Source organism: Flavobacterium sp. HBTb2-11-1 (assembly GCF_009826975.1).
In the GTDB taxonomy this organism is placed as follows: domain Bacteria; phylum Bacteroidota; class Bacteroidia; order Flavobacteriales; family Flavobacteriaceae; genus Flavobacterium.
The window spans coordinates 441,761-459,725 of sequence record NZ_WUMO01000005.1; the positions used below are offsets into that span (position 1 = coordinate 441,761).

The 17,965-nt window shown below is 33.0% G+C and carries 18 protein-coding genes; 11 read left to right on the forward strand and 7 right to left on the reverse strand.

Annotated elements, in window-relative coordinates; all coding sequences use genetic code 11:
- The first annotated feature begins 24 nt into the window (after positions 1–24).
- The 11 genes from GR162_RS13670 to GR162_RS13720 all read left to right on the forward strand — a co-directional run bounded on the left by GR162_RS13670 (position 25) and on the right by GR162_RS13720 (position 11,591).
- Positions 25–909 carry a DUF4835 family protein gene (locus tag GR162_RS13670; protein ID WP_008463067.1) on the forward strand — a complete coding sequence of 295 codons (885 nt, stop codon included), beginning with the start codon at positions 25–27 and terminating at the stop codon, positions 907–909.
- A gap of 62 nt (positions 910–971) precedes the next feature.
- Positions 972–2,624 (forward strand): DNA repair protein RecN, encoded by a 1,653-nt coding sequence (gene recN / locus GR162_RS13675; RefSeq protein ID WP_160782633.1) that lies wholly within the window; start codon positions 972–974, stop codon positions 2,622–2,624.
- 9 nt (positions 2,625–2,633) lie between these two features.
- A complete protein-coding gene (locus GR162_RS13680; protein WP_008463071.1) occupies positions 2,634–3,155 on the forward strand; it encodes a tetratricopeptide repeat protein in 522 nt (173 codons plus the stop codon).
- 22 nt (positions 3,156–3,177) lie between these two features.
- Positions 3,178–4,368, forward strand: coding sequence for an enoyl-ACP reductase FabV (fabV, locus tag GR162_RS13685; protein WP_160782634.1), 1,191 nt, complete (start codon positions 3,178–3,180; stop codon positions 4,366–4,368).
- Between the two features lie 124 nt (positions 4,369–4,492).
- Positions 4,493–5,491, forward strand: coding sequence for a glycosyltransferase family 2 protein (locus GR162_RS13690; protein ID WP_160782635.1), 999 nt, complete (start codon positions 4,493–4,495; stop codon positions 5,489–5,491).
- A 2-nt stretch (positions 5,492–5,493) separates the two neighbouring features.
- Complete coding sequence (gene coaE / locus GR162_RS13695; RefSeq protein WP_160782636.1) at positions 5,494–6,090, forward strand: dephospho-CoA kinase; 597 nt, start codon at positions 5,494–5,496, stop codon at positions 6,088–6,090.
- A 59-nt stretch (positions 6,091–6,149) separates the two neighbouring features.
- Complete coding sequence (locus GR162_RS13700) at positions 6,150–7,736, forward strand: sensor histidine kinase KdpD (protein WP_008463079.1); 1,587 nt, start codon at positions 6,150–6,152, stop codon at positions 7,734–7,736.
- A 3-nt stretch (positions 7,737–7,739) separates the two neighbouring features.
- A complete protein-coding gene (locus GR162_RS13705) occupies positions 7,740–8,456 on the forward strand; it encodes a response regulator transcription factor (protein WP_008463080.1) in 717 nt (238 codons plus the stop codon).
- Positions 8,457–8,976: 520 nt separating this feature from the next.
- Positions 8,977–10,368, forward strand: coding sequence for an RtcB family protein (locus GR162_RS13710; protein ID WP_160782637.1), 1,392 nt, complete (start codon positions 8,977–8,979; stop codon positions 10,366–10,368).
- 13 nt (positions 10,369–10,381) lie between these two features.
- The gene (gene prfH / locus GR162_RS13715; RefSeq protein ID WP_160782638.1) at positions 10,382–11,071 is read left to right on the forward strand and encodes a peptide chain release factor H; all 690 of its coding nucleotides are present in this window, start codon (positions 10,382–10,384) and stop codon (positions 11,069–11,071) included.
- Entirely contained in the window at positions 11,058–11,591 is a 534-nt protein-coding gene (locus GR162_RS13720) for a hypothetical protein (protein WP_160782639.1), read from the forward strand. The genes prfH and GR162_RS13720 overlap by 14 nt, the downstream gene beginning before the upstream one ends.
- 189 nt (positions 11,592–11,780) lie before the next feature.
- Here the strand turns inward: GR162_RS13720 and GR162_RS13725 are convergent, their stop codons facing one another.
- The 7 genes from GR162_RS13725 to GR162_RS13755 all read right to left on the reverse strand — a co-directional run bounded on the left by GR162_RS13725 (position 11,781) and on the right by GR162_RS13755 (position 17,947).
- Entirely contained in the window at positions 11,781–12,527 is a 747-nt protein-coding gene (locus tag GR162_RS13725) for an acyl-[acyl-carrier-protein] thioesterase (protein WP_008463084.1), read from the reverse strand.
- A 50-nt stretch (positions 12,528–12,577) separates the two neighbouring features.
- Positions 12,578–13,498 carry a tRNA (adenosine(37)-N6)-dimethylallyltransferase MiaA gene (miaA, locus tag GR162_RS13730; protein WP_160782640.1) on the reverse strand — a complete coding sequence of 307 codons (921 nt, stop codon included), beginning with the start codon at positions 13,496–13,498 and terminating at the stop codon, positions 12,578–12,580.
- 153 nt (positions 13,499–13,651) lie between these two features.
- Positions 13,652–14,491 (reverse strand): ion transporter, encoded by an 840-nt coding sequence (locus tag GR162_RS13735; RefSeq protein WP_008463086.1) that lies wholly within the window; start codon positions 14,489–14,491, stop codon positions 13,652–13,654.
- A gap of 31 nt (positions 14,492–14,522) precedes the next feature.
- The gene (locus tag GR162_RS13740; RefSeq protein WP_008463088.1) at positions 14,523–15,884 is read right to left on the reverse strand and encodes an exonuclease domain-containing protein; all 1,362 of its coding nucleotides are present in this window, start codon (positions 15,882–15,884) and stop codon (positions 14,523–14,525) included.
- Between the two features lie 98 nt (positions 15,885–15,982).
- Complete coding sequence (locus GR162_RS13745) at positions 15,983–16,291, reverse strand: four helix bundle protein (RefSeq protein ID WP_237421362.1); 309 nt, start codon at positions 16,289–16,291, stop codon at positions 15,983–15,985.
- 103 nt (positions 16,292–16,394) lie between these two features.
- On the reverse strand, positions 16,395–17,048 hold the full coding sequence (locus GR162_RS13750; RefSeq protein ID WP_160782641.1) for a YggS family pyridoxal phosphate-dependent enzyme: 654 nt from the start codon (positions 17,046–17,048) through the stop codon (positions 16,395–16,397).
- Positions 17,049–17,059: 11 nt separating this feature from the next.
- The gene (locus GR162_RS13755) at positions 17,060–17,947 is read right to left on the reverse strand and encodes a 3-hydroxyacyl-CoA dehydrogenase family protein (RefSeq protein ID WP_066035008.1); all 888 of its coding nucleotides are present in this window, start codon (positions 17,945–17,947) and stop codon (positions 17,060–17,062) included.
- Positions 17,948–17,965: the final 18 nt, after the last annotated feature.

Here is a 17,965-nt window from a genome sequence, read left to right on the forward strand (position 1 = left end):
TGTAAATTAAATATTTAGACGATTATGAATAAATTAGTTACGCTATTAGTGTTTTTAAGCTTTGGTTTTGTACAAGCTCAACAGCTAAATTGTACAGTGACTATCAATACAGAACGTCTGACAAATCCAAATAATCAGGTCTTTAAAACACTTCAGACTGCTTTGTCTGAATTTGTAAATAAAACAGATTGGACGGGATCAGTTTTAAAACAAAACGAGAGAATAAACTGTTCTATGTATATTACTTTGTCATCAAATAGTTCAGATCAGTTTACAGGAACCATTCAGGTTCAATCTTCTAGGTTAATTTTTAATTCTACATATTCTTCTCCTGTTTTAAATTATAACGATAAAGATTTTAACTTTAGATATACAGAATACGAGCCATTGCTGTTTAATCCAAATACTTACGATTCAAATTTGGTTTCTGTAATCTCTTTTTATTGTTATATGATTTTAGGTATGGATGCTGATACTTTTCAAATGGGTGCAGGAAATCCATATCTTCAAACTGCGCAAAATATTGCCAATGTGGCGCAACAAGGCGGATTTAAAGGGTGGAATCAATCAGACGGATTACAAAATCGTTATTATTTGATTAATGATATGATCGCGCCAACTTATAGCGATCTACGCCAAACAACTTATGCTTATCATACAGGATTGGATGCAATGACATTGGATCAAAAAGCTGCAAAAGAAAAAATAAAAAATGCTTTGCTGTTAATAGGAAAACTAAATTCAGTAAAACCAAATGCTTTTATAACTCGAGTTTTCTTTGACGCAAAATCAGATGAAATTGTTTCTATTTTTTCTGGTGGACCAAGTATTCCAATTACAGATTTAACGGATGTTTTGAATAAAGTTTCACCGTTAAACTCTACCAAATGGTCACAGATTAAATACTAATCTCGTTTCTTTTTACAATCCTTTATTTATCATTATAACTTTTATTTTTACCAAATCGCCCTATGATTACATCACTGTCAATTAAAAATTATGCTCTTATTGAAAAGCTAGCCATAGATTTTTCTAAAGGTTTTTCTATAATAACAGGTGAGACAGGTGCAGGAAAATCGATTATTTTGGGAGCTATCGGTCTTGTTTTGGGAAAAAGAGCAGATCTTACTTCATTAAAAAATAAAGAAGAAAAATGTGTTATTGAAGCACAGTTTGAAATCGGAAAATACAATTTAAAAGATTTTTTTGAGGCTAATGATTTAGATTATGAAGATGAGACAATCATAAGAAGAGAAATTCTTCCTTCTGGTAAATCTCGTGCTTTTATAAACGATAGTCCTGTAAATCTTCAGGAATTGCAAGATTTAAGTTTGTATTTAATTGATATTCATTCGCAACAGCAAACTCAGGAGCTTTCTGATGAGAGCGTTCAGTTTAAGATTATAGATGCTATTGCGAATAATTCAGATGTAATCACTGAATATCAAAAACTGCTGAAATCTTATAAATCAGATAAATCTAAGTTAAACGCATTGCTTAAAAAACAAAGTGATGCAAGCAAGGAGCAAGAATACCATACATTTTTATTAAATGAATTGGTTGCAGCACAGTTAAAATCTGGAGAACAAGAAGAATTAGAGGCTGACTACGAAAAACTGAATAATGTTGAGATCATTAAAGAATCTCTTGATAAATCTTTAGCCATTGCCAATGAAGAACAATTTGGTGTTTTTCATAATTTGAATGAAATCAAAAATGCATTGCAAAAAGTGGCTCCTTTTTCGCCAGAATATCAAAATCTATTCGAAAGAATTACAAGTTTGACTATTGAGTTTGATGATATTTCTAAAGAATTGGAAAACTGTTCAGAGAAATTATTAAATGATCCTGCACAGTTAGAATTGATAAATCAAAAATTACAGCTGATTTATAATTTGCAGAAAAAGCATCAGGTGAGTTCTGTAGATGATCTTCTTCAAATCCAATCAGATTTGGGTAATTCTTTATTGGAATTGGATAATATGGATGAAGAGATTGCTTCTTTGTCTAAAATTATCGAAGAGAAAGCAGCTGAATTAGATAATTATGCATCGAAAATACATGAAAACAGAGTAAATGCAATCCCGAATCTATCAGCGCAATTGGTTGCTATTTTAGAAACATTAGGAATGCCGAATGCTCGTTTTAATATGGAATTGCTACCTTCTGAAACTTATTTCCAAAATGGAAAAGACGAATTGCAATTTTTATTCTCTGCCAATAAAGGAACCGATTTTGGTTTGCTGAAAAAAGTAGCTTCAGGAGGGGAGATGTCTCGTATAATGCTGGCTGTGAAAGCAATTTTGGCTAAATATTCAAAATTGCCAACCTTAATTTTTGACGAAATTGATACAGGAGTTTCTGGAGAAATTGCAATTAGAATGGGAGAGATTATGAAAGAAATGAGTACAACGATGCAGATATTTGCTATTACTCATTTGCCTCAAATTGCAGCAAAAGGAGATTCTCACTTCAAGGTTTCTAAATCGACTATTGGCGATGATACACAGTCTGAGTTAAAGCTTTTAGCTCAAGAAGATCGAATTATAGAGATTGCTCAGATGTTGTCAGGAGCTAATATTTCCGACTCGGCTTTAAATCACGCAAAGGAATTATTGAATTAAAACAGAGAAATGGAAAGTTTGAGTTTTTACGAAAATCAGTTTATAAAAGCAGATTCGTTAATTTCTGAAGGAAATTCGGCAGATGCAAAAGAACTGTTGGAAGAAATTTTATCGCAATATCCTGATTTTGGCAAAGCCCATAATCATCTGGGATGGATTTATTATAACAAGCTAAGTGATTACGAAAGAGGAATCTATCACTATAAATTGGCTATGAAATTTGATCCTAAATATCCTGCTCCATACTTAAATTATACGTATTTGCTGATTGATATTGGCCGTTATGCCGAGGCAAAAGAGCATATTAATTTTACATTGGCTACATTAGAAAATGCTGATAACTCTTCTTATAACAGTGAATTAGGAAGGATGGCGGAATACGAAAACCAATATATTGTGGCTTATGGGTATTATAAAGAAGCTGTGAAAAACGCATTAAACCCAAATTTTATTGACAATATGAAGGCCAATATGAAAAGGGTTAAAGATAAAATGTCTATTTTTGAAAAATTAAAACTGAAATTGAAATAATACAAAAAAAAATAATTGCAAGATGATTATAGAACCTAGAATGAGAGGATTTATTTGTTTGACTGCCCACCCAACTGGAGCTGAACAAAATGTAAAAAATCAAATCGAATACGTAAAATCTAAAGGAGAAATTGCTGGAGCTAAAAAAGTTTTAGTAATTGGTGCTTCTACAGGTTTCGGATTAGCTTCAAGAATTACTAGTGCTTTTGGTTCTGGTGCATCAACAATTGGAGTGTTTTTCGAAAAACCGCCAGTTGAAGGAAAAACTGCTTCTCCAGGATGGTATAATTCTGCAGCATTTGAAAAAGAGGCTCATAAAGCAGGTTTATATGCAAAAAGTATTAATGGAGATGCCTTCTCAAACGAAATTAAGAGAGAAACTCTGGATTTAATTAAAGCAGATTTAGGTCAGGTAGATCTTGTAATTTATAGTTTAGCTTCTCCAGTGCGTACAAATCCAAATACAGGAGTTACGCACCGTTCAGTTTTAAAACCAATCGGCCAGACGTTTACAAACAAAACAGTCGATTTCCATACAGGAAAAGTTTCTGATGTTTCTATTGCTCCTGCAAATGAGGAAGATATTGAAAACACAGTTGCTGTTATGGGTGGAGAAGATTGGGCAATGTGGATTGAAGCTTTAAAAAATGAAGATTTATTGGCAGAAGGAGCTGTAACAGTTGCTTATTCATACATCGGGCCAGCATTGACTGAAGCAGTTTACCGTAAAGGAACAATTGGTCGTGCAAAAGATCATTTAGAAGCTACTGCATTTACTATCGGAGATTCTTTAAAAGCTATCGGAGGAAAAGCGTATGTTTCTGTAAATAAAGCTTTGGTTACTCAGGCAAGTTCTGCAATTCCAGTAATTCCGTTATATATTTCTCTTTTATACAAAATCATGAAAGAAGAAGGAATTCACGAAGGTTGTATCGAGCAAATCCAACGTTTATTCCAAGACAGATTATACAATGGTTCTGAAGTTCCAGTTGATGAAAAAGGAAGAATCAGAATTGATGACTGGGAAATGCGTGAAGACGTTCAAGAAAAAGTGGCTAAACTTTGGTTGGAAGCTACAACTGAAACATTGCCTGAAATTGGTGATTTAGCAGGATACAGAAATGATTTCTTAAACTTATTTGGTTTCGAAGTTCCTGGTGTTGATTATAACGCAGACACTAACGAAGTTGTTGAGATAGAAAGCATCAAATAATACTGATTTACTCAGGAAAACGAAAAACCATCAGCCAAAAGTTGATGGTTTTTTTGTGAATATACCATATCTTTGTTAAAATTTTAAAACAATAAAACATACCCTTAATAACGCGCATTCTGCTATGATTTTTTCTTTAATTATACCCGTGTATAATCGTCCGGATGAAGTTGATGAGCTTTTGGAAAGTCTCTCAAAATCTGATTATAATGAAGCTTTTGAAATTGTTCTTGTCGAAGATGGATCTTCAATTCCATGTCGAGATGTGGTGATGAATTATCAAGGAAAATTAAACATATCATATTATTTTAAAGAAAACTCAGGTCCTGGAGATTCTAGAAATTTCGGAATGCAGAGAGCTAGAGGTGATTATTTCATCATTTTCGACTCAGACTGTATTATTCCCTCACAATATTTGACAGAAGTTCGTAAAGAACTAGATGCAAATTATGTGGACTGTTTTGGTGGGCCAGATAAAGCGCTTGATAGTTTTTCAGATATTCAAAAAGCAATCAATTTTGCTATGACTTCTTTTTTGACAACAGGCGGAATTAGAGGCGGTTCTGAGAAAATCAATAAATTTCAGCCCCGTAGTTTTAATATGGGGATTTCTAAAAAAGCTTTTGAGGCTTCAAAAGGTTTTGGAAACATACACCCTGGAGAAGATCCAGATTTGTCAATTCGTTTGTGGAATTTAGGTTTCGAAACAAGACTGTTTAAAGATGCTTATGTGTATCATAAAAGAAGAATTGATTGGGAGAAGTTTTCTATTCAAGTGAATAAATTTGGTATTGCAAGACCAATTTTAAATAGCTGGTACCCAGAACATAATAAGCTTACTTTTTTCTTTCCAACATTTTTTATACTCGGATTATTATTAGCTTTTTTATTGTTAATTTTTAATATCGATATTTTATTACAATTATATTTCGTATATTTCGTTATAATTTTTCTTACAGCCAGTGTGCAAAACAAAAGCATCAAAATTGGATACTTGTCTGTAATAGCTGTTTGGAAACAGTTTTATGGTTACGGAACAGGATTTTTGAAATCATATGTGAAAGTTATTCTGTTAAAGAAAAAACCACAAGAAGCTTTTCCGCGTATGTTTTTTAAATTATAAGAATGACAAAAGTTATTGGTCTTACAGGAGGAATTGGCAGCGGTAAAACAACTGTTGCAAACTATTTTGAAGAAATGGGCGTTCCTGTTTATATCGCTGATGACGGTGCTAAAAGAGTAATGCAGTCAAAAAATATACTCGATGAAGTAAAATCTGCTTTTGGTGGCAATATTTTTGATGGTGATATTTTGAATCGTGCTAAATTAGCACAGATAGTTTTTAATGATAAGGAACAATTGGCAAAATTGAATGCCATTGTGCATCCGGCAGTAAAACTAGATTTTGAAGCTTGGCTAGAAAAATATAAAAATTTTGATTATGTGATTTATGAAGCCGCGATTTTATTTGAAAGTGGCCGATATAAAGAATGCGACGTAATTATAACCGTTACAGCTCCAGAAGAAGTGAGAATTGAACGAGTGATAAAACGAGATAAAACGACCCGCGAACAAGTTTTAAGCAGAATGAAAATGCAGTGGGATGATGAAAAACGAATTTCTAAGAGCAATTTCGTGATTAATAACAATAATCTTAAAAATGCTAGAGAAGAAGTTGTTAAAATTCTTAAAATTTTAAATATAAAACAAAAACAGTCTTAAATGTTAATATTTGGTTAATGTATTATTTAGTATATTGTTAAAATATTAATTTTGTTTCGATGAATAAATTATTTTTTAGAATACTTGTTTTATTGATGAGTCTGTCCTTGATAGGGATAATTCTGGTTCAAGTATTTTGGTTCAATTCTTCGTTCAAAAATAATGAAGAGCAGTTTAAATACCACGTTACTCAAGTAATTGGAAATGTTGCAGATAAGCTGGAACAACAAGAAGAGTACAGTTTCTACGACAAATACAACCGTATTAAAGACAGTACGGGTAAAATTCCAAAAAAAGAAGATTTACTAGAAGTACTTTATGTACAGAGAAACACAAAAACAAATAAAACAATTGTTTATTCTAATACCTTGACATCTGAAGATTATGATATCAATGGTTCAGTATTTAACAAAAAATTCAGCAGTGAACGTTTTAAAAATTTTAGTTCAAAAAGAGTAACTGAAGTTTATAATAACAACAACGGAATTGATAATAATAGTTTAGGACAGAGTATAATTCCTGATCTGAAAATTGAAAAATCAGGAAGCTTAGATATATTAAATAAAGTTCAGCAGCAGATTCAATATAAAGATATTGCTTCTTTGACTCCGATTGAAGGAAGGATCACAAAAGATAAGCTTTTTAAATTATTGAAGAAAGAGCTCGAAGAATACGGTGTAAAAACCAAATTTGAATTCGGAATATATAGTAGCGGTAATCCGACAAAGATAAAATCTGACGGATTTCATTATGATAAAGAAGCTACATACAATATTCCAATTTATACAGATAATGAAGGAAACAGCAGATATGAACTTTCGGTTACGTTTCCTCATAAAAAGAAGTTCTTATTATCCGAATTGTTAAGTATTACTATTTTATCGATAGTTTTTACTTTAATCATAATTGTGGCCTACACGAGTGCATTAAATCAGCTGTTGCGTCAGAAACATATTTCTGAAATTAAAACAGATTTTATTAACAACATGACACATGAGTTTAAAACTCCGATCGCTACAATAAATTTAGCACTAGATGCGATAAGAAGTCCAAAGGTTATTGAAGATAAAGAAAAGGTTTATCGATATCTTCAAATGATTCGGGATGAAAATAAGAGAATGCATGCTCAAGTCGAAAATGTATTGCGTATTTCTAAACTAGAAAAAAGGGAGCTTGATATCACCAAAGAGCCTACAGTAGTTACTGATATAATCGACGATGCCATAGAGCATGTTAATTTAATTTTAGAAGACAGACAAGGAACTGTCGAAAAGCATTATAATGCAGCCAGAACAACAGTTTTGATAAATGAAGTTCATTTTACAAACGTATTGGTTAATATTTTAGAAAATGCAATTAAATATTCTCCAGATGCGCCTAAGATTGAAATTTTTACAGAAAATGTGAAGGACATGATTCTGATAAAAGTAAAAGATCATGGTTTGGGAATGAGTAAGATAGCTCAGAAACGAGTTTTTGAGAAGTTTTACAGAGAGCATACCGGTGACCTTCATAATGTAAAAGGTCATGGTTTAGGATTGGCATACGTAAAAAGAATAGTGGAGGATCACAATGGTCAAGTATATGTAGAAAGCGAAAAAGGAAAAGGTAGCACCTTTATAATAAAAATACCATTAATAAATTAAAATATGGAAAATACTAACAAAAGAATACTTTTAGTAGAAGATGACCTAAATTTTGGGGCGGTTCTTAAAGATTATCTAATGTTAAATGACTTTGAAGTTACTTTAGCTAAAAACGGTATGGAAGGTTTCGAGAAATTCAAGAAGGACGTATATGATTTATGCATTCTTGATGTAATGATGCCTTATAAAGATGGTTACACTTTAGCCAAAGAAATTAGAGAGAAGAACAGTGAGGTGCCAATTATATTCTTGACAGCAAAATCTATGAAAGAAGATGTCTTAAAAGGATACAAAGCTGGTGCTGACGACTATTTAAATAAACCTTTTGATTCTGAAGTTCTTTTAATGAAAATTAAAGCAATCATTCAAAGAAAATCAGCTGATACAAAAGCAGAGCAAGTACAATTTGAATTTAACATTGGTAAATTCCATTTAAATTCAAAATTGAGATTCCTTACTTTCCAAGATGAGGAACCGATTAAATTATCTCCAAAAGAAAATGAATTGCTTAAAATGCTAATTCTTCATGAAAATGACTTAATGCCAAGAGAATTAGCTTTAACAAAAATCTGGAGAGATGACAACTACTTTACTTCAAGAAGTATGGATGTTTACATCGCTAAATTGAGAAAATATCTAAAAGCGGATGAAGATGTTGAAATCTTAAACATTCACGGAGAAGGTTTCAGATTAGTTGTAAAAAGCAAAGTTTCTGAATAATTAAATTCATTTAAATAAAATTTAAGCTCTGATTTTCAGAGCTTTTTTATTGCTCCAAAATGAAATGCTTTTATCAGTCTAATCTTTTGATTGTTAAAGTAATATGTTAGTTTTGCTTATTATGTTATTTCTGATTTGAATTGTTTAAAGAATTTTCTTTAAAATAAATTTGGAAATTCAAAAAACAATTCTGAATATTTGCACACGAAAAAAAATAATAACCCTTTAAAACGAAGAAAAAATGTTTGTACTTACATCTACATCACAAAGCTTCACACCAAACGAATTTGGTGCAGCAATTCTTCGTGGCTTATTTCAATCTTAGAAATACATTTTTAGATATATAAAAAAGCCCGAAGACAATAAGTTTCGGGCTTTTTTTATTCTAGACACTTCAAAATTTTCCCGAAAAAAAATAGTATTTATCCAAAAAGATAAATGATTCCGCATGTTTTTTCATTTTGATTTCTTCCAGATTTCATCTGATTTATTCTGCACAATAAAAAAAATTAAACAATTTATGGGAAATAAATTATCTGGAAAAGACCTAATAAAGTTAGGCTTTCCAAAGAATAATTCAATAAACATCGCCTTAGGGCAGATAAACAGATATAGAAAAAGAGAAAAAAAAGAATCTATTCTAACAGAAGCAAAAGAGGTTTTGCTGAACCCTGAAAAATTTGAAGGACATGGAACTTGGGGAAAAGTGGCTGAAGGGCTGATTAAACCTGTTCAAGTACGAATGCATCAGCTTAAAAGCACCAGAGCGCCGTTTAAAATTTTTGGCGAAAATGAAATTGATGAACAGGCAAAATTTCAATTGTACGATTCATTAAAACTGCCAATTTCGGTTGCAGGAGCTTTAATGCCAGATGCGCATTCGGGTTACGGATTGCCAATTGGCGGCGTATTAGCAACTGATAATGCTGTGATTCCGTACGGAGTTGGAGTTGATATTGGGTGCCGAATGAGTCTTTCGATTTTTGATTTGCCCGGTTCTCATTTTAAAGGAAAAGAACATCAATTGGAAGCCATTTTAAAAGACAATACAAAGTTTGGAATGTATGAAACGCACGCTTCTCGTGTAGATCATGAGGTTTTTCATAAAAGTGAATTTCAAGATATTCCGTTGTTAAAGAATCTTTTGCCAAAAGCTTATAAGCAATTGGGAAGCTCAGGCGGAGGAAATCATTTCGTAGAATTTGGGATTGCTAAAATTGATAATCCTGAGAACGAATGGAAACTGGAGAAAGGAGAGTATTTTGCTGTTCTTTCGCATAGCGGTTCTCGAGGTTTAGGTGCAAATATTGCAAAGCATTATACTTATTTGGCAACAAAACAATGTCCGTTGCCAAAAAATGTACAGCATTTAGCTTGGCTGGATTTGAGTACGCATGATGGTCAGGAATACTGGCTAGCGATGAATTTGGCTGGAGAATATGCAAAAGCTTGTCACGACGATATTCATAGAAGAATTGCTAAAGCAATTGGAAAAAGAGTTGTGGTAACGATTGAAAACCATCACAATTTTGCTTGGAAAGAAATCGTAAACGGTCAGGAATGTATTGTACATAGAAAAGGAGCAACGCCTGCCGGGGACGGGCAATTGGGAATTATTCCAGGTTCGATGACTGCTCCAGGCTTTATTGTAAAAGGTAAAGGAAATATTGAAAGCTTAAACTCGGCTTCCCACGGTGCGGGACGCTTGTTCTCGAGAGCAAAATGTAAAAGCAGTTTTACGCAAAGTCAGATCAATAAAGAGTTGAAGAAACATGATGTGACTTTGATTGGCGGAAATATTGACGAAGCTCCGATGGCGTACAAAGACATCACAAAAGTAATGGCAAATCAAACTGACTTAGTTGAAGTTCTCGGAACTTTTACGCCAAAGATTGTTAGAATGGATCGTTAAGAAGAAATTTAAAATGGAAAGAATAATTCAAATAACAGCGGGTCGCGGACCTGCAGAATGCACTTGGGTAGTTGCCCAAGTGCTTAAAAAAGTTTTGGAAGAAGCGCAGGATCAGAATTTAGATGTGGTTTTACTTCAGAGAGAGAAAGGAGAAGAAAATGGAACTATTGAAACTGCCTCAATTTCTGTAAAAGGAAAAAATGCCGATGAGTTTGTGAAATCTTGGATTGGAACAATTCAGTGGATTGGCCAGAGTCAGTTTAGGAAAATGCATAAAAGAAAAAACTGGTTTATTGGAATTTTTGAAATTGAACCACAGAAGAATGCTTCAGTTTCAGAAAATGATATTCAATATCAGGCAATGCGAAGTTCTGGGGCAGGAGGACAGCATGTGAATAAAGTGAGTTCGGCAATTCGTGCAACTCATATTCCGACTGGAATTGCTGTTGTAGCAATGGACAGCCGTTCGCAACACCAAAACAAAAAACTAGCAACAGAAAGATTATTAAAAAAAATAGAAGACGAGAAATTAATTCAGCTTAAAAATCATGTTGGAAAACAATGGGAAAATCAGCTCCATGTAGAGCGTGGAAATCCCGTGAGAGTTTTTACAGGAAGTGATTTTAAAAAGAACAAAGTGGAGAAAAGCTACAAAGGAACTCGTCAGAAATTAAAAAACGATTTACGAAATGAAAACAACTGATAAATACCTTTTTCAGGCCTTGGATAATTATCCGTTTTGGTTGGAAGGAACAATAGAATCTTTGGATTATGCTTTTTCTTATGATGATAAAAATACAATGGTTTTGTGTTTGTACGGAAGAATTCAGGCGGAGCACTTAATGAATTATGAAGAAGCAAAATCTTATTTTCAGCAAGCTTTAGCGATTAATATTCATGCTCTTGAAGTATATCCGTATTATTTGAAAACGTTGATTTTAAATGAGGATTACGAAGAAGCACAAAAATTAATTGATTTTGCTCTGACTGTTAAAGGAATAAACAAATCAGAAATTTATGTCAAGAAAGCCATTCTTTTAGAAGCGCAAAATGAGTTTAAAAAAGCATTAGAAGAAATAAAAAATGCGAAACTTCATTTGTTGCAATTTAATTATGAGTCTGATATTATAGATGTTGAAAAGAGGATTGAAAATAAAATTGATTTGCTGAAAAAGAAGAAGGTGAAGAAATCTAAGAAAGGTTCTAAAAAGAAATCGAAATGATTATGATAAAAAAACGATGCAAAATTTGCATCGTTTTTTTAATATACATCAAGTTTGTCATTTCGACGAAGGAGAAATCTTCGCGAGAAGCTCGACAAAGATTTGATTTTCGTTGCGGATTTACTTGTGGAGATTTCTCCTTCGTCGAAATGACAATATTGTGGATAGTATTGTGAGATTAAAGAAAAGTTATTTCCAATGCAATTCCAAAGCAAAACACGTTTTTTCACCTTTTGTAATGCTGAAAGTTGCGGTTGTATGATCATCATCTTCACTTTCGTGAATTACAACATTATCATTGAGGGAAAGCTCTTTCATAAAATTCATTTCAAAGCTTTTAACTTCTTGTTTCATGATCCGTTTTGGATCAACATGATCAAGGCACCATTCCAAGTATTTTACGTTATTTACGTGATTTACAATATCTAAATCTGATAAATAGACTGTTTTTTCAAAAACGGCTTCTTTTTCGTGATTGATATTGATTTTTGAAAATCCTTCTTCTGTTGCTCTTTTTTCTGGAAATAATTCGAAATGTTCAAAAGGCAATGCTAAAGCTTCTGGACGACGTGCTTTGGTATTGAAAACGGCCCAATAGGTTTCGCTTCCCACAATCTTTTTTCCGTTTACATACATTTCCAAGGCACGGACAGAACGTGAATTTTCTAAACTGTTAATCCATGTTTTTACGGTTACAACATCTTGCCATTTTGGTAATGCTGTAATTTCAACGCGCATTCGGCTTAAAACCCATGCTTGATCAAATTCCTGCATATCAGAAAAACTGATTCCGCCAACTTCAGAATGTGCTGCAGCGGTTAATTGTAAAAGATTACACAAATCTGTATATTTTAAGTAGCCGTTTGGCGTACATTGCGTGAAATTGATTTCCCAGTCCTTGCTTAAAACTGATGTAAAATTGGGAGATATTGGCATTTTTTATTTTTTTTAGGAAATAGAGTAAAGAGGATAGATAAAAGACTTTCTTACTTTGTAAGATTTTCTATGTAATGTATGATTTCTTTTCTATTTGTTGCGTAATCAAACCATTTGGTGTTTTCGTTTCGTTTGAACCACGTTAATTGTCTTTTAGAAAATCTTCTGGTGTTCTTTTTGATTTCTTCTATTGCAAAAGGCAAAGTGAATTCTCCTTCAAAATAACTAAATAATTCTCTATAACCGACCGTTTGAAGTGCATTTAACGCTTTATTAGGATAAAGTGTTTCGGCTTCTTTTAGCAGTCCTTCGTTCATCATGATGTTAACACGCTGGTTGATTCTGCTGTAAATGATTTCTCTGTCGGCGTCTAAGCCAATTAAAATAGGAGTGAAGTCTCTATTGTTTTTCTTTTGATTTAAAAAGGAAGAATATGGTTTTTGAGCTCCGATACAAACTTCTACAAAACGCATCATTCGTTGTGGGTTTTGTAAAGTTTGTGGATTTTCGGCTGTTATTTTTTGATAATATTCTGGATCTAAATTTTTCAGTTGTTCTTGAAGATATTCAATTCCAAGTTTTTCATAGTTTGAATTTACTTCAGCACGAACTTTTGGATCAATTTCGGGAAATTCGTCGAAACCTTTTAAAATGGCATCAACATATAATCCTGAACCGCCAATGAGAATTACGAAATCATTGGTTTGAAATAATTCTTCGATTTTGGCTAAAGCTTCTTTTTCGTAATCGCCAACTGTATAATTTTCAAAAATAGATTTGTTTTGAATAAAATGATGTTTGGCCGAATTCAATTCTTCTTGGCTTGGAACTGCGGTTCCTATTGTCATTTCCTTGAAAAACTGACGGCTGTCACAAGAAACGATTTCGCATTTAAAATGTTGTGCCAAAGCAATGCTCAAGGCTGTTTTGCCTATGGCTGTTGGTCCGACAATGGTAATTAGGTATTTCATATTTTTTAGCCCAGATGGAAATGGAAACCCCGGACTTATATTTGTTGAATTTTTTTTGGTATAAAAGAGCGACCAGCGGAAGCTCCTTTTATGCCTTAAAAAATTACAAATATAAGGAGGAGTTGGAATGTACAGCTGGATTAGCTTCTAAAATTAATTATTTGGCAGTTCGGTTCCGCATTCATAACAATATTTAGCGTTGTCAAAATGGACTTGGGACTGGCATTTCTTGCATGTTTTTTTACCGCTTACTGAATTGTTTTTTAGACTGCTTTTGGCAAATTCGGCAGTTACGATTCCAGTTGGGACAGCAATGATGCCATAACCTAAAATCATTACAAGTGCCGCAATAAACTGTCCTAGCGGAGTTTGTGGCGAAATGTCTCCGTAGCCTACTGTTGTTAAGGTTACAATTGTCCAGTAAATTGCCATTGGAATGCTGGTAAATCCTGATTCTTTGCCTTCGACTAAATACATAATAGTACCAATGATTACGGTACTAACGAGAACAAAATAAATGAAAACCAAAATTTTTTCTTTACTGGCTTCTATGGCTTCTTTTAATTGGAGTGATTGATGGTTGATTTGCGGAATATGCAAAATTTTGAATAATCGAAGAAAACGTAAGGCCCTTACGATCGATAAAATGCTTGCGCCAGGAAAAAAGATGGACAAATACATGGGCAAAACGGCCAGCAAATCGATGATCCCATAAAAGCTAAAAATGTATTTGACTGGTTTTTGAATGGAGATAATTCTTAGTATATATTCAATGCTGAAAAATACTGTAATTACCCATTCGCAGATCAATAATTGTTCATGATATTTTGAGCTTACGCCTTCAACAGTATCCAACATTATAAGAAGAACGCTCAATAAGATTAAACCCAGCAACACTAAATCGAACATTCGTCCTAGAATGGTGTTGGTGCCATATAGGACGATTTTGACTTTTTCTCTAAAGATTTCGTATTGTGATTTTTTGTTTTTCATATCCTTAAAGATAATGAAAAGTTTCGTTTTGTTAAAAATGAAGTATTTTTAATGATTTGCTTTTGCGGATATAACTCTGAATGATGTTTTTTACGTCGCGATTATGCTGCATCGGAACCAGAATATTTTTTAAGATATCGATATTCGTGATTTGATAATTTAGATCATAATAGGCATAACCTTTGTAAATTCCGTTTTCGATCAGGATTGCGCTACGTTCGTTTACATTTCTTCCCCTGTCTATCAATACCATGCTTTTGTTTTCGAAACTGTTTTCTGAAATAAATTGCTGCACTCGTAAATTATAAATTTCGGAAGTGACTTCACCAATGCATGCGCCGTCACATTCTTTGATTTTATATTGAAAACATTCTTTTTTGGTTTGGTATAAACCTGTTAATTTTTGGCACAAATGATATTTTGCCGTAATTTTAAAAAGCGCATTTTTGCCTTCCTGTAAAGAAGTATAAGAAGTAATTTCTTTTTTACGTCCGTCTGCTTTTTCAAGTATTAAATTGATGTAACCGTTTGAATCTATTTCTGAATATAAAGCGACGGGAAATACAGTTTTTTTCTGCGAACGATTGTATCGCGGACGATTTACTTTAACTTCTTGACTTTCTTTTAAAAGTGCAATTAATTCGCTTCCGGTTTCATCGTAAGTAATGGTGAAAACTTCTGCCTGAATTCGTTTGCTTTTGGTTGTAATTCCTGTAAAATGCTGATTGACTCTTTTTTTGATATTTTGGCTTTTTCCAATGTAAATTAAAGTCCCATCTTCTTTGTAGATATAATAAACGCCTGTTTTAGCTGGCATTTGATTTAAAATATCCAAGAATTTCGGAGAAATACCTTTTTCTACTTCGAGTTTTATAAAGTCTTTTACGATGGTTTTCTCAACATCTTTTTCCAAAAGCATTTTGAAAAGCTTAGTCGTAGCCATAGCGTCTCCACTCGCGCGATGTCTGTCGGCCATTGGAATTCCGAGTGAACGAACTAGTTTTCCTAAACTATATGAAGGCTGTTCTGGAATTAGTTTTTTGGCTAATTCTACTGTACAAAGTGTTTTGGCTTCAAAATCGTAGCCTAAACGACGGAATTCTGTGCGAAGGATTCTATAATCGAAAGAAGCATTATGTGCTACAATAACACAATCTTGAGTGATTTCTATAATTCGTTTCGCAACTTCGTAGAATTTTGGAGCAGAACGCAACATCGCATTGTTAATTCCAGTCAGTTTTACTACGAAAGGCTGAATCGGAATTTCAGGATTGACAAGGCTAATGAATTGATCAACTACTTCATGCCCATCAAATTTGTAGATAGCGATTTCGGTAATTCCCTCTTCATTAAACTGTCCCCCAGTGGTTTCTATGTCAAGTATTGCGTACATATTCAATGTCAATGTCAATTTCAAAAATCAATGTCAATTTCAAAAATCAATAGTGAAAATTGAAATTTGCAATTGTTATTGTAATTGTCATTGAAAAGTTATCTTTTATTTATTATCATTTTTGATGAAATTGCGATTAATTGCTCCACTTCGATTAGAAGTTTATTTCTTTTACTGTCATCGCCTTCTTTAATATAATCTAAAATTTTTAATGAGTTTCTAGATTCTTTTAACTCCTTCACGACTAATGAAACTTTGAAGACAAAATTTTTATCACTTATCGTTCCTTGTGCTTCTCCAAAATTTAAAGAGGCACTTCCAGATGAATGAATTAATTGATTTTTGTAATATTCATTTTCAAATAACCTTTCTAATTGTCGAGTGAAAAAAAATACATTCTCCAGCAAATCGCACTAATCGATCTTCAAAATTGAATATTTTTTCCATTTAATTTTTCCCCATTTTTTAAATTGACATTGATTTTTGCAATTGTAATTGATATTGAAAAAATTAACGACCGCCAAAAATGCTGCTTCCAATGCGAACCATTGTACTTCCGCATTCTATTGCCAATTGATAATCTCCAGACATTCCCATTGAAATTGTTTTCAAATCAACAATCTGTAGTTTTTGGATAGAATCAAAAATAGATTTTAAATGGGTAAATTCTTTTTTAATCTGATTTTGGTCTTCGGTGAAAGTGGCCATTCCCATTAAACCTAAGATACGAATATTTTTCAATTCTTTAAACTCCGCGGAAGTTAAAAGTTCATTTAGTTCATTTTCGTCCAAACCAAATTTAGATTCTTCTTCGGCAATATAAATTTGAAGAAGGCAATCTATTGTTCTGTTGTTTTTTAAAGCTTGTTTATTGATTTCTTGCAATAATTTCAAACTGTCAACGCCGTGAATCAAAGTAACATAAGGCGCCATAAATTTGACTTTATTGGACTGAACATGACCAATCATATGCCATTGGATATCTTTTGGCATTTGTTCCCATTTTTCAGTCATTTCCTGAATTTTGTTTTCTCCAAAAATGCGTTGCCCAGCTTCATAAGCCTGCATCAAATCGGATACAGGTTTGGTTTTTGAAACGGCAACTAGAGTTACATGTTCAGGTAAAGTTGCTTTAATTGTATTTAAATTCGATTGAATCGACATGGTATTTCTTTTTATAAAAACTGCTTAGAGATTTTCTCTGCCTTTTTGCTTTCGCTATAATCGTAAAAACCTTCGCCAGATTTCACTCCCAGTTTTCCAGCTCTCACCATATTTACTAAAAGTGGGCAAGGAGCATATTTAGGATTTTTGAATCCGTCGTACATTACATTTAGAATGGCAAGACAAACATCAAGACCAATAAAATCAGCTAATTGAAGTGGTCCCATTGGGTGCCCCATTCCTAATTTCATTACCGTATCGATTTCGTAAACTCCAGCAACACCATTATATAATGTTTCAATTGCCTCATTTAGCATTGGCATTAAAATTCTGTTTGCCACAAAACCTGGATAATCATTTACTTCTACAGGAACTTTTCCTAATTTTTCAGATAAATCCATGATGATTTTAGTTACTTCATCGCTTGTATTGTATCCGCGAATGATTTCAACCAATTTCATAATCGGCACCGGATTCATAAAGTGCATTCCGATAACGCGTTCTGGATGTGCTACAACAGCTCCAATTTGTGTAATTGAGATTGAAGATGTATTAGTTGCTAAAATTGTATTATGCGAGCAATATTCATTTAATTGTTTGAAGATGTTCAGTTTTAATTCAACATTTTCAGTTGCGGCCTCAACTACTAAATCAACGCCAACAACTCCGTCTTTTAAATCTGTATAAGTAATAATATTAGTTATGGTTTTAGCAACATCTTCCTGAGTGATTGTTCCTTTAGACAGCATACGGTCTAAGTTGGCAGCAATAGTTGCCATTCCTTTATCTAATGATTTTTCAGAAACATCGATTAATTTTACGGTAAATCCGCTTTGTGCAAAAGTATGAGCAATTCCGTTACCCATTGTTCCTGCTCCAATTACAGCTATTGTTTTCATTTTATGCTAGATATTTTT